Raw genomic sequence first — 15,499 nt, forward strand, 5'->3', positions numbered from 1 at the left:
GTTATGGCAAAGGCAAATACAGGTACAACCGTAAAAAAAGTGCTGCTGCGCATTAAACGCTACTGGTTCTTTTTGATTCTGTCAATTTTAATGGCAGCAGTGACCGTGGCATCATCTTTATATGTGCCGATTTTAATCGGAAATGCGATTGATTACATTATCGGACCGCAGAATGTAGAATTTAAGGCAATTACGGCGATACTTTCCGAAGTCGGAATCGTTATTGCAATTACGGCACTGTCCCAGTGGATTATGAATATCTGCAACAACAAAATTACGTATCATGTGACAAGGGATATCCGTGACGAAGCGATTGAAAAGATTGAAGTGCTGCCGTTAAAATATATTGACGGACACTCCTACGGTGAAGTCGTCAGCCGTGTTATCGCCGATGTAGACCAGTTTGCGGACGGCCTGCTCATGGGCTTTACCCAGTTTTTTTCCGGGGTGCTGACGATTCTTGGAACACTCGGATTTATGTTATCTATTAATGTGAAAATTACACTTGTAGTTATTGTAATTACTCCGCTGTCCCTGTTTGTGGCAAGCTTTATTGCAAAGCATACGTATCAGATGTTTAAATTACAGTCTGAAACGCGTGGCGAGCAGACGGCGTTGATTGATGAAATGATTGGCGGACAGAAGGTTGTACAGGCATACTGCTATGAAGATGAGGCGCTTGAAAGATTTGATGAAATTAATGACCGTCTGCAGAAATGTTCACTCAAAGCCATTTTTTATTCATCGATTACCAATCCGTCTACCCGTTTTATCAACAGCCTTGTATATGCGGGGGTTGCGGTAAGCGGCGCAATTTCAGCCATTTACGGCAGATTGACGGTCGGACAGTTATCCTGCTTTTTAAGTTATGCAAACCAATACACGAAGCCGTTTAATGAAATTTCCGGAGTTGTGACAGAATTACAGAATGCGATTGCGTGTGCGGCACGTATCTTTGAATTAATCGAAGAAGAGCCGGAAATCCCGGACAGCAAAGATGCCGCAGTGCTTGAAAATGTAGATGGAACGGTTGATTTAGAACACGTAGCATTTTCTTATGTGCCGGATAAGAAGCTCATTGAAGATTTTAACCTGCATGTAAAGCAAGGACAGCGTATTGCAATTGTCGGTCCGACCGGCTGCGGAAAGACGACACTGATTAACCTGCTCATGCGTTTTTACGATGTGAATGACGGTAAAATTTCCGTATCGGGCATTGATATCCGTGAAATGACCCGACACAGCCTGCGTGCGGGATATGGCATGGTATTGCAGGATACATGGTTAAAGACCGGAACCATCCGTGAAAATATTGTCATGGGCAAACCGGATGCGACCGATGAAGAGGTGATTGCGGCAGCCAAGGCGGTTCACGCACACAGCTTTATCAAGCGACTGCCAAAGGGATATGATACCTTTATCACAGAAGATGGCGGTGGATTATCACAGGGACAAAAACAGCTTCTTTGTATTACAAGAGTGATGCTGTGCCACCCGCCGATGCTCATTTTAGATGAAGCGACTTCGTCCATAGATACAAGAACAGAAATTAAGATCCAGAACGCATTTGCAAAGCTGATGGAAGGCAGGACGAGCTTTATCGTTGCGCACCGCCTGTCTACGATACAAAATGCCGATGTCATTTTAGTCATGAAGGATGGCAAAATTATTGAGCAGGGCAATCATGAAGAACTGCTTGCAAAGCAGGGATTTTATGCAAATCTGTATCAGAGTCAGTTCGCAAAGTAAAAAATTATAAAAAAACAGTAGAAATATATTTATTTCCGTTGTATAATACGAATAATAATGTAAAGAAATCATACCGGTAGCCGTTTTATGCTGCCGGATATTTCTTTTTACTGTAAATTTTGGAATTGCCGGATACGGCAGAATGGAGGAACTAATGCCCGTAAAATACGTTTTTGTAACAGGTGGAGTCGTTTCAGGACTTGGAAAGGGAATTACAGCAGCATCACTCGGACGCCTGCTGAAAGCACGCGGCTTTTCTGTAACAATGCAGAAATTTGACCCATATATCAACATTGATCCGGGAACAATGAACCCGATTCAGCATGGAGAAGTTTTTGTAACCGATGACGGTGCGGAAACGGATTTGGACCTTGGACATTATGAAAGATTTATTGATGAAAGCTTAAATAAAAATTCCAATGTAACAACCGGTAAGGTTTACTGGTCTGTTTTACAGAAGGAGCGCCGCGGTGATTTCGGCGGAGGAACCGTACAGGTTATTCCGCACATTACGAATGAAATCAAGAGCCGCTTTTTCAGGGATTTCTCAACAAAGGATACAAAGATTGCCATTATCGAAGTCGGCGGTACAGTCGGTGATATCGAAAGCCAGCCGTTTTTAGAAGCAATCCGTCAGTTCCAGCACGAAGTCGGCAGGGAGAATGCGATTTTAATCCATGTTACCCTGATTCCGTATCTGAAGGCTTCCGGAGAAATGAAGACAAAGCCGACACAGGCGAGTGTTAAAGAATTACAGGGAATGGGTATCCAGCCGGATATTTTAGTATGCCGTACCGAACATCCGTTAGAGCCGGGTATCAAAGATAAGATTGCGCTGTTTTGTAATGTACCGAAGTCACATGTATTACAGAACCTCGATGTGGAAATCTTATACGATGCGCCGCTTGCAATGGAAGAAGAACATTTAGCACAGGTAGCCTGCGAATGTTTACAGCTTGAATGCCCTGAACCGGATTTAGACGAGTGGAGAGCAATGTGCAAGGCTTGGAAGAACCCACAGAAGAAAGTTACGGTTGCGCTTGTCGGTAAATATATCCAGCTTCATGATGCCTACATCAGTGTTGTTGAAGCATTAAAGCATGGCGGTGTATACAACTCAGCCGATGTAACAATCAAGTGGGTGGATTCAGAACTGGTTACGGAAGAAAATGCAGCCGAACTGCTTTCAGATGTATCCGGTATCCTTGTTCCGGGTGGATTCGGTGACCGTGGTATCGAAGGAAAGATTCAGGCAATCCGCTATGCAAGAGAAAATAAGGTGCCGTTCTTAGGACTCTGCCTTGGTATGCAGTTATCCATCGTGGAATTTGCAAGAGATGTTATTGGCTATTCCGATGCACACAGCGTTGAGTTAAAGCCGGATACAACACACCCGGTTATCCACTTAATGCCGGATCAGGAAGGGGTAGACGACATCGGCGGTACATTAAGACTGGGTTCTTATCCATGTGTACTCGATAAGACAAGCAAGGCGTATGAAGTATACGGTGAAGAAACGATTCATGAAAGACATCGTCATCGTTATGAAGTCAATAACGATTACAGAAATGTATTAGTAGAAAACGGTATGAAGCTTTCCGGTATTTCACCGGACGGAAGAATTGTGGAAATGGTAGAAGTAGAAGACCACCCATGGTTCTTAGCAACACAGGCTCATCCGGAATTAAAGTCCAGACCAAACAGACCACATCCGCTCTTTAGAGGATTCATCGGCGCGGCACTGGAATATCAGGAAAAACACAACTAGGTAAATGATAAATGCTCCTGCCTCAACGTTAGCACTTAACTTCGGCGGGAGCATTTATCATTTATGGGGTGGGTGGCAGTCGGGACTTTATTGGTGTTGGTTTATTTGCAGTGAATGTGAATTTACGGAAAGGTGGGACAGAGGTTATGTCTTCAGTGGCGGCATTTGACCTGCCGTTGTCGCGTCTGTTCCGGGGACACCATGACCCTGCAGGAGCGTGTGAAAGGACAGACCGAAGTCAAGTGACAACGTTGAGGGATGTTCTTTCACACGCTCCCCATTTAAAACTCAAAATCTGCATAGTCTTCCGGCAGAAACCGGTGATAGATGATATGACAGCCTTCATCTTTAAAGCAGTAGTAATACGGGTCGTCTGCGTTTCCGGTAAAACGCACCAGCCAGTCAAATTCGCCGTGATTCATTTCTTCAAAAATAACATTTTCAGAAGTATCCTTAAATAAGGAAAAAATATCGTCCATGGTACAGCCGTGGTGCTGTAAAAGTTCTACCAGACTGCGGATAAATTCGTTGGCATCGGTATGCTCATGCACATAGACGCTGCCGTCTTCCGGAATATGAAAGCAGAAGCGGTCTTTTTTAGCCGTAACCGTGACATTTCCCAGCTTTTTCGTAAGAGAAGCCGGAAATCCAGAAAGCCTTGCAAGCATTTCGGCTTCAGAATCCTCTGCTTCAAAAAAATGATTCAGGGAACTGAGTGGATAGTACAGGCGGATGGCTTCTTTGCGAAAACCCAGTTTTGCCTGTTCTTCTTTAATAATATCAATCAGATTTTTTTCAAGTCTGTCAAAATACATACATATCCTCCATATTTGTATTCACGTAAATCATACTACAATTATAGGAATTGCACAAGCGCATTACAAACAGAATAAAATTAAGGAATATATCAGAAAGCAGAATCCGACAGTACCGCGGCAATCCGCAGTCCGTTGTATTCGGCTTCTTTTATTTGAAAATGCGCGGCAGTTTCAGAATCTGCAAAGCACAGACCGTCGCTGTCCGTATCCGGGACATAGGACGCTGCGTAAATTTCTGCTGCAATCCCGTTTCCGGTGGCTTTGGCATAGGCTTCTTTTAAAGTCCAGAGGCGGAAAAAACGTTCCGCCTGTACAGATACATTTTCTGTATCATAAATCCAGTGATATTCTGTTTCTGAAAAAAATCTTTTTGCAACAGACGGTTTAAACGGGCGGTTTCCCTCAACGTCGATACCGCAGGGCATACCGGCAACAATACACACTGCGAAATTCCCGGAGTGGGAAAGGTTAAAATACAGATTTGCATGGCCTTTAAAGTAAGGTTTTCCGTTTGTGCCGCAGGCGGTTTCATAGTCGTATTCCTGCATATAGGTGCTGGCAGCATCTGAAACAGTGACCGGAAATGGAAGTTTTTTGGCAAGCGGTGTATTGTCTGCCAAAGAGCCTGTAACAGAGCCGGATATAAATGCGCGTGTTGTGTAATTGAGCAGAAGTCCGGCGGCAAGAGAGCGGCATTTTGCAGCATCGTTTTTTAAATTACAGATTTTTTGCTGCCGGTATCCGGGTACAAGTTTAAAAGCCTTGTCATACAGTGCCTTGTCGCCTGAAAGGCTGTCCGACAGCGGTGTTATATCCATAATTGAAATTAAAAATTGTGTCATTTTATCTGTTCCCATTTCTCAATCAAAGCCTGCGGTTATGATGCCTGCGGATTATTTTATGCGGTACACTTATGCAATACAGACATCTTGTTACTGGTTTAATCATAGCAGACCACAGCAAAAACGCCAACAAGAATCTAAAAAGATTATGAATACTTCATACAAATGCTAACAATAATAGTAAGGAATTTTACTGATTTTTTATTGATTTATCGTGATATTGTATTTATAATAAGAAATAAATGGGTACAGTGTACTGCCCTTTATAAAATAATGACGGTCCGGCGGAGGAATTTATGGATAATAACAACAGAAATAACCCCAATAACGGCAACAAAAATGACAAAAAGCCGAAAAATATGAATACTATCATTATTATACTGATTGCAGGCGTAATTACATTTATTGCGATTACGATGTTAAACAGTATGATAAAAGATGCAACGTATAAAGAAATTACGTATTCTGAATTTTTGCAGATGATAGATGAGGATAAGGTTTCAGAGGTCAAGTTTGACTCGGACAGAATCTTAATCCAGCCATCGGATTCACAAAAAGACAGTAACGGATTTTCCTATACGTATTATACCGGTTATATTAAAGATAAGGATATTACAGATAAATTAGACGATAAAGGTGTGACGTATTCAGGATATATTCCGGATCAGAGTTCGTCTATTATTGATTTTCTGCTGGTTTATGTACTGCCGATTCTGTTTATCTATCTGATGTTTACATTTGTATACAGAAGACTGTCTAAAGGCGGCGGTATGATGGGCGGCATGGGTGTCGGCAAGAATACAGCCAAGGTCTATGTACAGAAGCAGACCGGCGTGACATTTAAAGATGTAGCGGGACAGGATGAAGCCAAGGAGTCTCTGACAGAAATCGTCGATTTCCTGCACAATCCGGATAAATACGCAAGTATCGGTGCAAAACTGCCGAAGGGCGCACTGCTTGTAGGACCTCCGGGAACCGGTAAAACCCTGCTTGCAAAGGCGGTAGCCGGTGAAGCCAATGTACCGTTTTTCTCGCTGGCAGGTTCTGATTTTGTAGAAATGTTTGTCGGCGTCGGTGCATCACGTGTGCGTGACTTATTTAAGGAAGCACAGAAGCAGGCACCGTGTATCATTTTCATCGATGAAATTGATGCCATCGGTAAAAGCAGAGATTCCCGCTATGGCGGCGGCAATGATGAGCGTGAGCAGACATTAAACCAGCTGCTTGCAGAAATGGACGGTTTTGATTCTTCTAAGGGCTTATTTATCCTTGCCGCAACGAACAGACCGGAAGTGCTTGATAAAGCGCTGTTAAGACCGGGACGTTTTGACAGAAGAATTATTGTCGATAAGCCGGATTTAAAGGGCAGAATTGATACCTTAAAGGTTCACTCCAAAGATGTATTAATGGATGATACCGTTGATTTAGAAGCAATCGGACTTGCAACGAGCGGTGCGGTTGGTTCGGATCTTGCCAATATGATTAACGAAGCGGCGATTGCGGCAGTCAAGGACGGCAGAAAAGTGGTATCCCAGAAGGATTTATTTGAAGCCGTGGAAGTGGTTATTGCCGGTAAGGAAAAGAAAGACCGCATTTTAAGCAAGGAAGAAAAACGCACGGTTGCATATCATGAAGTCGGTCATGCGCTGATTACGGCATTAAAGAAAAATGCCGAGCCGGTGCAGAAGATTACAATTGTACCGCGTACAATGGGTTCTCTCGGCTACGTTATGCAGGTGCCTGAAGAAGAAAAGTACCTGATGACAAAGGACGAACTGATGACAAGACTGGTAACACTGCTTGGCGGACGTGCCGCAGAAGAAGTCGTTTTTGATACGGTAACAACCGGTGCGTCAAACGATATCGAAAAGGCAACACAGATTGCCAGAGCCATGATTACCCAGTACGGTATGTCGGAAAAATTCGGGCTGATGAGTCTGGAAACCGTTGAAAGCAAATATTTGGACGGTAGTGCAAGACTGAACTGTTCCGATGAGACAGCGGCAATGATTGATGATGAAGTTAAAGAACTGTTAAAAGAGTGCTTTGCGGAAGCGAAGAAGCTTTTATCCGAAAACCGCGATGTATTAGACGAGATTGCAAAATATCTGTATGAGAAAGAAACAATTACCGGAAAGCAGTTTATGGAAATTTACCGTAAGGTCAAAGGAATTCCTGAACCGGTAGATACAAGCCATATGACGATTTCAGAAAAGGTTGCAGAAAGCGTATCCTTTAATGAAGACGGAAGCTATTCCTCAACGGTCAATCAGGCACCGCCTGCACCGTGGGAACACCCGCAGCAGACAGAAGCACAACAGCCATCACCAGAGCAGACGGATAAAGATGTTCCGGCACAGAATACAGAAAAAGAGGAAGACCGGAACACAGAGCAATAAATCATAAAAGTTTCAGATATGAAATCCCCATTAGCAGTAAATAAGCTGCTGATGGGGATTTTTTAACAGTACGCTTGACAGCGCACGTTTTGAAATAAAGATTGACAGGGTAAAAGAAATGGGATAATATCAATTTATATTTAGGGAAGGAAAGAAAAGAATGTCATTAGTAGTGCTTGTACTTTTTGGAATTGTACTTTTTAATATGGTACGTGGATATCAAAGAGGTGTTCTTATGGTGCTTTATTCCATTGCAGCATGGGTTGTCATTTTGATTGCGGCGAATGGTCTTGCACCCAGAGTCAAAGATTTTATGGTAAATCACACAGGAATTTATCATTCGATTGAACAATCCTGTGAAAAAACTATCAATGACCGTTTGAGCCAGTCTGTAGATGAGCAGCTGGATCATACTGGAGAAGATACGGCAGGAGTACTGCAGAATCAGGGGATTTATCTGCCAAAGCAGATGGTTGAGCAGTTGGAGAACAACATGGCACAGGCAGGTAATAAAATTGTGCAGGAGAGCGGCATTGCGCAGTATGCTGCAGAATATATTACGCAGTTTATATTGACAGGTATTTCATACTTTTTGACGGTGCTGGTATTAAGCATTCTGTTGGGAATTGTAAAACGTATGTTTATTGTTGCCAACCATATTCCGATACTGGGTGGTGTCAATAGAATTCTGGGACTTTTACTCGGTCTGGTGCAGGGTGTTATGGCTGTCTGTATTATTTTATATTTTGTATCCTTAATCAGCACAACCGGATTAGGAAGCTGGCTCTATGGTCAAATAGAAGTGAATCCTGTCACGCTTGCCATATATAACAGCAATCCGATTGTGGTTTTTCTATTGTATATTTTTAACAGCTGGATTTAACAGCTGCGTTGAATAAGCCGGAAGGTTCCACTGCCGCCTGTATTTATAGAAAATAAATACAGGCGGCAGTGCTTTATGGCAGATTGTCAGTCTGTGTTATAGTTTTTTAAGTTCTCATTTTATTTGATTTATGCTACAATAAATTACAAAAGCTGGAGCAGGCTGCCTTGATGGCAGAAGAGAAATCGCCTGCGGAATGGGGATTAGTATGAATTTTACACATTTACATGTCCATACGGAATATTCACTGCTGGATGGTTCGAGTAAAATCGGAGAGATTACAAAGAGAGCAAAAGAGCTGGGAATGGACAGCCTTGCGATTACGGACCACGGTGTCATGTATGGTGTCATTGATTTTTATAAGGCGGCGAAGGAAGCCGGTATTAAGCCGATTCTTGGTTGTGAAGTTTACGTAGCGCCAGGTTCGAGATTTGAAAAGACACCGGGCGAATCTGAAGACCGCTATTATCATCTGGTACTGCTTGCGGAAAATAATACCGGTTATCAGAATCTGATGAAAATTGTTTCAAGGGGTTTTACAGAAGGATTTTATTATAAGCCGCGTGTAGACTATGAAGTGCTGACCGAGTATCACGAGGGCATTATTGCATTAAGTGCGTGCCTTGCAGGTGAAGTGCAGCGCTATCTTGCGCGTGGTATGTATGAGATGGGAATGGAAGCGGCAAAACGCTATGAGAACATTTTCGGAAAAGGCAATTTCTTTCTTGAATTGCAGGATCACGGCATTTCCACACAGCAGTATGTCAATCAGCAGTTAGTCCGTATGTCGGAAGAATTAAATATTGAACTGGTTGCGACAAACGATATCCACTATACGTATGCAGAAGATGCGGATGCACACGACATTTTACTCTGTATCCAGACCGGCAAGATGGTAACGGACGAGAACAGAATGAGATACGAGGGCGGGCAGTATTACTGCAAGTCGCCGGAAGAAATGGCAGAGCTGTTTTCGTATGCACCGCAGGCAATTGAAAATACGTACAAGATTGCACAGCGCTGTAATGTGGAAATTGAGTTTGGCGTGACAAAAGTGCCAAAGTACGAAGTGCCGGAAGGATATGATTCATGGTCATATCTGAATCATTTATGCTATGAAGGACTGGCAAAGCGTTACCCGGATATGAACGCAGACGGGGAGATTGACAGCACACAGGGGATTTACAACATCAAAGAACGTCTGGAATATGAACTTTCGGTTATTCAGACCATGGGATATGTCGATTATTTCCTGATTGTATGGGATTACATCAATTATTCGCGTGTCAACGGAATCCCGGTAGGTCCGGGACGAGGTTCGGCGGCGGGCAGTGTCGTTTCATACTGCCTTGGCATTACCGATATTGACCCGATAAAATATAGTCTGATTTTTGAACGTTTTTTAAATCCGGAACGTGTGTCCATGCCCGATATTGATGTTGATTTCTGTTATGAAAGACGGCAGGAGGTCATTGATTATGTTGTGGATAAATACGGAAAAGACCGTGTGGTGCAGATTGTTACATTCGGTACGATGGCAGCGCGTGCCGTTATCAAGGATGTAGGCCGTGTACTGGACCTGCCGTATGCCATGGTAGATTCCATTGCTAAAATGGTGCCACGCGAAATTGGGATTACGATTGATAAAGCATTAAAAATGAATCCGGATTTGAGGGCGGCTTATGAGTCCGATGAACAGGTGCGCGATTTAATTGATAAGAGTAAACGTCTGGAAGGACTGCCACGCCATGCCTCCATGCACGCGGCGGGTGTTTTAATCAGCCAGAAAGCAGTTGATGAATATGTACCGCTGTCAGTCGGCTCGGATGGTTCGGTGGTTGCCCAGTTTGTTATGACAACACTGGAAGAACTGGGACTGCTCAAGATGGATTTTCTGGGACTGCGTACCCTTACGGTAATCCATGATGCGGAGGAGCTGATTCGCAAGCACACACCGGAATTTTCGATTGAAGCGATTGATTACAGCGATAAGGCAGTTTACGATTTAATCGGTACGGGAAAATGTGACGGCATTTTCCAGCTTGAAAGTGCGGGGATGAAGTCGTTCATGAAGGAATTAAAACCGCAGAATATCGAAGATTTAATTGCCGGAATTTCACTGTACCGGCCGGGTCCGATGGACTTTATTCCGCAGTATATAAAAGGAAAGAACAGCCCGGATGCGGTTACATATGACTGTCCGCAGTTAGAGGCAATATTAAAGCCGACTTACGGTTGTATCGTGTATCAGGAACAGGTTATGCAGATTGTACGTGACCTTGCAGGCTACTCCTGGGGACGAAGCGATTTAGTGCGCCGTGCCATGTCAAAAAAGAAAGCTTCCGTTATGGAAAAAGAGCGGAAAAATTTTATTTACGGCAATCCGGATGAAAATGTGCCGGGCTGTGTCAACAACGGCATTGATGAAAAGATCGCCGGCAAAATTTACGATGAAATGATTGATTTTGCAAAATACGCCTTTAACAAATCCCATGCGGCATGTTATGCGGTGGTATCCTTTCAGACAGCATATTTAAAAACCCATTATCCGGTAGAATTTATGGCGGCGCTCATGACTTCCGTGGTCGATAATACGGCAAAAGTGGCAGGCTACATTTATGCCTGTCGTCAGATGAATATCCAGCTGTTACCGCCCGATGTGAATGAGTCCGAGCGTGGATTTTCCGTTGAAAACGGTGCAATCCGCTTTGGTCTGTCTGCGATCAAAAGTCTTGGCAGACCGACAATTGCAGCCATTATTAAAGAACGGAAAAACGCACCGTTTACGACCATGCAGGACTTTATCACGCGGATGTTTTCTGAATTAAATAAGCGTACCATTGAAAATCTCATAAAATCGGGGGCATTTGACACCTTTGGCAATAACCGGCGTCAAATGATGTTTGTTTATGCACAATTACTGGATAATGCCGTAAAACAGAGTAAAGATGCCATATCCGGTCAGATGTCACTGTTTGATTTTGTATCTGAGGAAGAAAAGACGGCTTATGAAGTGCAGATGCCGGACGTAGCGGAATATTATAAAGAAGAACTGCTCGCATTTGAAAAGGAGATTTTAGGCGTTTACGTCAGCGGACACCCGCTGGATGAATACGCGGCGATGTGGAAACGGCACATTTCTGCGATGACGACCGATTTTGAACTGGACGAGGAAACCGGCGAATTAAAGGCAAAAGACAATACGCGGGTTACAATCGGCGGCATGATTATGGATAAAACCGTAAAAACGACCAAAAACGGACAGCTCATGGCATTTCTTACGATTGAAGACCTTGTAGGTACGGTGGAAGTACTTGTTTTTCCACAGAGCTTTAACACCTACCGCAGTGTCATTGATACAAGCGATAAAGTATTTGTAACTGGACGTGTCAGTGCCAATGCCGATGAGAATGGAAAACTTATTTGTGAAAAAATTGTCAGCTTTGACAGTGTGCCGCAGAAGCTCTGGATTCGTTTTGCCAATATGGCAGAATATCAGGAAAAGCAGGAGGAACTGACAAAGATACTCGCACCGTCAGACGGACACGATAGTGTCATCATTTACTGTGCCGAGGAAAAGCTAAAAAAACAGCTCCCGCCGTCCATGAATGTCAAAGTAGAAGCCGGGCTGGTTGCACAGCTCCGGGAAGTGTTCGGTACAAAAAATGTCGAAACAACCTAGAAATTATATGGAAAATTGACAGAAATCATAGAATATTCATATTGAAATGCACATTTTTATGAGATACAATAGAAAACAGCAGGAATATAACAGATGATTGAGAAAGGAAGGGGAAGTTCTTATGGCAAAACAGATAAAAACAATTGGTATTTTGACAAGTGGCGGTGATGCACCGGGAATGAATGCGGCAATCAGAGCAGTTGTAAGAACGGCAATTAACAAGGGGCTGAAGGTAAAAGGAATCCAGAAGGGATACAATGGATTAATTAATGAAGAAATTATTGATATGGATAAGCGCAGTGTTGCCGATATCATCCAGCGTGGCGGTACAATTCTTTACACGGCAAGATGTATGGAATTTATGACACCGGAAGGTCAGAAAAAAGGCGCAGAAGTCTGCAAAAAGCACGGGATTGACGGTATTGTCGTTATCGGCGGCGATGGTTCATTCCGAGGTGCACAAAAGCTTGCGGAAGCCGGAGTCAACACCATCGGACTTCCGGGAACAATTGATTTAGATATTGCCTGTACCGATTATACAATTGGTTTTGATACGGCAATCAATACGGCAATGGAAGCCATCGACAAAATCCGTGATACATCGACTTCCCATGAGCGTTGCAGTATTATCGAGGTTATGGGCAGAAATGCAGGTTATATCGCGTTGTGGTGTGGCATTGCAAATGGTGCGGAAGACATTTTACTGCCGGAGCGTTATGACAATGACGAACAGGCATTAATTAACCATATTATAGAAGCAAGAAAGCGCGGAAAGAAGCATCATCTGATTATTAATGCAGAAGGTATCGGACATTCTACCGGCATGGCAAGAAGAATCGAGGCAGCCACAGGCATTGAAACAAGAGCAACCATTTTAGGCTACATGCAGCGAGGCGGTTCACCGACCTGCAAGGACAGAGTCTATGCTTCTGTAATGGGGGCATATGCGGTGGATCTGCTCTGCGAAGGCAAGAGTAACCGTCTGGTAGCGTATAAAGACGGTAAATTTGTCGATTTTGACATCGATGAAGCACTGGCAATGACAAAGGATATTGACGAATACGAGTTTAATATCAGCGCATTGCTTTCAAAATAACAGATAAGGATACAAAAAACTATGATTACAAGTACAAGCAGCAGTCAGGTAAAAACAGTCGTTTCCCTGCAAAAAAAGGCGAAAACCAGAAAAGAAACGAAGCAGTTTGTGGTCGAAGGCATGAAAATGGTGTCGGAAGTACCACAGGACAGACTGGTGAAAGTCTATTTTTCGGAAAGCTTTGCAGCGGCAAATGTATCGTTTTTAAACAAATTTGCAAAAGAACAGACAGAACTTGTCAGCGACATCGTTTTCGCGCAAATGTCAGATACCAAGACACCGCAGGGGGCGCTTGCCATTGTAAAAATGGCACAATATACGGTGCAGGATATGATGAAAGATAAACCGCTGCTTCTGCTTGTTGAAAATTTACAGGACCCTGGAAATCTGGGAACGATTGTGCGAATGGCAGAGGGTGCGGGCGTGACCGGCGTGATTTTAAGTCCGAACACCGTGGATATTTACAATCCAAAGACTATCCGCTCCACAATGGGTTCTGTCTATAGGGTTCCGTTCTTTTATGCAAAAGATTTTACACAGCAGCTTGCGGATTTAAAGCAGGCAGGTGTGCGGCTCTATGCGGCGCATCTGGATGGAAACTGTGAATACACACATCCGGATTATACCGGCTCCAGTGCATTTCTGATAGGAAACGAAGCCAACGGATTGACAAAAGCTTCGTCTGATGCGGCAGATGTACTTGTAAGGATTCCGATGCAGGGGCAGGTCGAGTCTTTTAATGCAGCAGTAGCCTGTACGATTCTTACATTTGAAGCAGTCCGCCAGCGCCGGACAGGGGTCAGGTAGAAAATGGATTTATAACGTGTTGTAATTAAGAATTGTAACTTTTTTAACAAATTTGTAATAATTTTGAAGGGATATGGATATAGTTATCTGTGTCCCTTTTTTAGTGTGCACTTGCGGTGTATACCGCTTATGCGGTTAAAACGACCTCATGGACAGCGCCAAAATCTTGATAAAAGACAGGCGGATTTCTAAAAAGGCGGTTTGTAAAATTAAATTTTTTATAAAAAAATCAATGAAACTGTCGGGGAATAAACGGAAACCCTAGAATCTATGCGGCTTTGTAACGAATTTGACAAATAAGTGTAACTTTGGTATTATACTTTCGTAACAAAATGTAACAATTCTGTAACATTTTGTCAGGTGTCGGAAAGGACACCGGAAAGGAAAAACTTTATGAAACTTAGAAGTAGCATAGCGGCGAAGTACGCTGGAGTAGCAATGGTGATGTGTCTTATGCCAGTAGTGCCAGTAGTAGCCGACGCACAAACTACCTATGAGCAGCAGCAAAGTACAGAACAGAATAATACATCAAATATTCAGGTATCTTACGTAGAAAAGGTATCCGATATTGTTGCAGCAGGTTACGAAACAGTATATGAAACCAATTTTGCAGGCGCGCAAGATTACGCAGCAGAAGCCGTTGCTTTAACCGATTCTTATATTGAAGTCAAAGCAGGTGCTGACGAAGATGCCGAAACAGTCGGAAGATTATATGACTATTCTTTAGTATATGTGGATGAAACAGGTACAGAATGGACAAAGATTACTTCCGGAAATGTTACAGGCTATGTAAAAAATGCGCAGTTATGTTTCGGACAGGAAGCCCAGGCAGTAATGCAGGAGAGTGAAGAACAGGACAAGGAGCTTGTTGCCGGTTATACGCTCGAAGAAGCAGAAGAAAAAGAGGCGAGAGAAGAAGCAGAACGGATTGCAGCAGAAGAAGCTGCAAGAAAAGCAGAGGAGGAAGCAGCCAAGAAAAAGCAGGCGCTTTCAAGTGTCGGCACGACATACGGTTCTTCTGTGGATGCATCCGACGAGGAAGTGTGGCTTCTGGCATGCATCATAGACTGGGAAGCAGGAAGCGAAAGCTATGAAGGAAAGCTTGCAGTTGCAAATGTTGTTTTAAATCGTGTAAAGAGCGGCAAGTGGGGCAGCTCCATTACATCAGTAATTTATGCACCAAAGCAGTTTTCAGGTGTATCAGACGGCAACGGCAATCCATCCGCAAAATTTGCAGCCAGATTGTCAAGCGGTCCGAACCAGGCATGTATCCAGGCAGCAAAGGAAGCTTTATCCGGTGTGAACAATGTAGGAAATTATACATTTTTCCGTTCGCTTTCCATTGCAAATTATTCATCTTATGACAGTTATATGATTATCGGAAGCCATTGCTTCTATTAATCATTTAAATAATAGTAGTTTTTATGGAACGGTATTTTTGTATACTGTATTCAG

At 43.3% G+C, this 15,499-nt stretch carries 10 protein-coding genes; 8 read left to right on the top strand and 2 right to left on the bottom strand.

From position 1 onward, the window contains the following. Positions 1-3: 3 nt before the first annotated feature. Entirely contained in the window at positions 4-1,749 is a 1,746-nt protein-coding gene (locus LI288_RS08295; RefSeq protein WP_227090066.1) for an ABC transporter ATP-binding protein, read from the top strand. A gap of 154 nt (positions 1,750-1,903) precedes the next feature. Continuing rightward, positions 1,904-3,517, top strand: a complete 1,614-nt coding sequence (locus LI288_RS08300) for a CTP synthase (RefSeq protein ID WP_022431961.1) — start codon at positions 1,904-1,906, stop codon at positions 3,515-3,517. Positions 3,518-3,798: 281 nt separating this feature from the next. Here the strand turns inward: LI288_RS08300 and LI288_RS08305 are convergent, their stop codons facing one another. Together LI288_RS08305 and LI288_RS08310 are read right to left on the bottom strand one after the other, a co-directional pair. After that, entirely contained in the window at positions 3,799-4,332 is a 534-nt protein-coding gene (locus LI288_RS08305; RefSeq protein ID WP_022431960.1) for a DUF3877 family protein, read from the bottom strand. Positions 4,333-4,424: 92 nt separating this feature from the next. Further along, positions 4,425-5,177 carry a 4'-phosphopantetheinyl transferase family protein gene (locus tag LI288_RS08310; protein WP_227090067.1) on the bottom strand — a complete coding sequence of 251 codons (753 nt, stop codon included), beginning with the start codon at positions 5,175-5,177 and terminating at the stop codon, positions 4,425-4,427. A gap of 296 nt (positions 5,178-5,473) precedes the next feature. On the opposite strand from LI288_RS08310, the gene ftsH reads away from it, so the two are divergent. From ftsH to LI288_RS08340, 6 genes are all read left to right on the top strand, one after another. After that, a complete protein-coding gene (gene ftsH / locus LI288_RS08315; protein WP_022431958.1) occupies positions 5,474-7,576 on the top strand; it encodes an ATP-dependent zinc metalloprotease FtsH in 2,103 nt (700 codons plus the stop codon). Between the two features lie 160 nt (positions 7,577-7,736). After that, positions 7,737-8,459, top strand: a complete 723-nt coding sequence (locus tag LI288_RS08320; protein WP_022431957.1) for a CvpA family protein — start codon at positions 7,737-7,739, stop codon at positions 8,457-8,459. Positions 8,460-8,667: 208 nt separating this feature from the next. Beyond that, positions 8,668-12,141, top strand: coding sequence for a DNA polymerase III subunit alpha (locus LI288_RS08325; protein ID WP_227090068.1), 3,474 nt, complete (start codon positions 8,668-8,670; stop codon positions 12,139-12,141). A gap of 121 nt (positions 12,142-12,262) precedes the next feature. Next, the gene (pfkA, locus tag LI288_RS08330) at positions 12,263-13,237 is read left to right on the top strand and encodes a 6-phosphofructokinase (protein WP_022431955.1); all 975 of its coding nucleotides are present in this window, start codon (positions 12,263-12,265) and stop codon (positions 13,235-13,237) included. 21 nt (positions 13,238-13,258) lie between these two features. Then, a complete protein-coding gene (locus LI288_RS08335) occupies positions 13,259-14,044 on the top strand; it encodes a TrmH family RNA methyltransferase (RefSeq protein WP_227090069.1) in 786 nt (261 codons plus the stop codon). A gap of 393 nt (positions 14,045-14,437) precedes the next feature. Beyond that, complete coding sequence (locus tag LI288_RS08340) at positions 14,438-15,445, top strand: cell wall hydrolase (RefSeq protein ID WP_227090070.1); 1,008 nt, start codon at positions 14,438-14,440, stop codon at positions 15,443-15,445. The last annotated feature ends 54 nt before the right edge of the window (positions 15,446-15,499 follow it).

Origin of the sequence: Lachnospira pectinoschiza, assembly GCF_020564355.1 — a bacterium.
GTDB lineage: Bacteria > Bacillota > Clostridia > Lachnospirales > Lachnospiraceae > Lachnospira > Lachnospira intestinalis.

Bases quoted from the DNA above. Each gene is read 5' to 3' on its own strand.
- LI288_RS08340 (WP_227090070.1), top strand. From the start codon at position 14,438: ATGAAACTTAGAAGTAGCATAGCGGCGAAGTACGCTGGAGTAGCAATG.
- LI288_RS08305 (WP_022431960.1), bottom strand. From the start codon at position 4,332: ATGTATTTTGACAGACTTGAAAAAAATCTGATTGATATTATTAAAGAA.
- LI288_RS08320 (WP_022431957.1), top strand. From the start codon at position 7,737: ATGTCATTAGTAGTGCTTGTACTTTTTGGAATTGTACTTTTTAATATG.
- ftsH (WP_022431958.1), top strand. From the start codon at position 5,474: ATGGATAATAACAACAGAAATAACCCCAATAACGGCAACAAAAATGAC.
- LI288_RS08310 (WP_227090067.1), bottom strand. From the start codon at position 5,177: ATGACACAATTTTTAATTTCAATTATGGATATAACACCGCTGTCGGAC.
- LI288_RS08325 (WP_227090068.1), top strand. From the start codon at position 8,668: ATGAATTTTACACATTTACATGTCCATACGGAATATTCACTGCTGGAT.
- LI288_RS08300 (WP_022431961.1), top strand. From the start codon at position 1,904: ATGCCCGTAAAATACGTTTTTGTAACAGGTGGAGTCGTTTCAGGACTT.
- LI288_RS08335 (WP_227090069.1), top strand. From the start codon at position 13,259: ATGATTACAAGTACAAGCAGCAGTCAGGTAAAAACAGTCGTTTCCCTG.
- pfkA (WP_022431955.1), top strand. From the start codon at position 12,263: ATGGCAAAACAGATAAAAACAATTGGTATTTTGACAAGTGGCGGTGAT.
- LI288_RS08295 (WP_227090066.1), top strand. From the start codon at position 4: ATGGCAAAGGCAAATACAGGTACAACCGTAAAAAAAGTGCTGCTGCGC.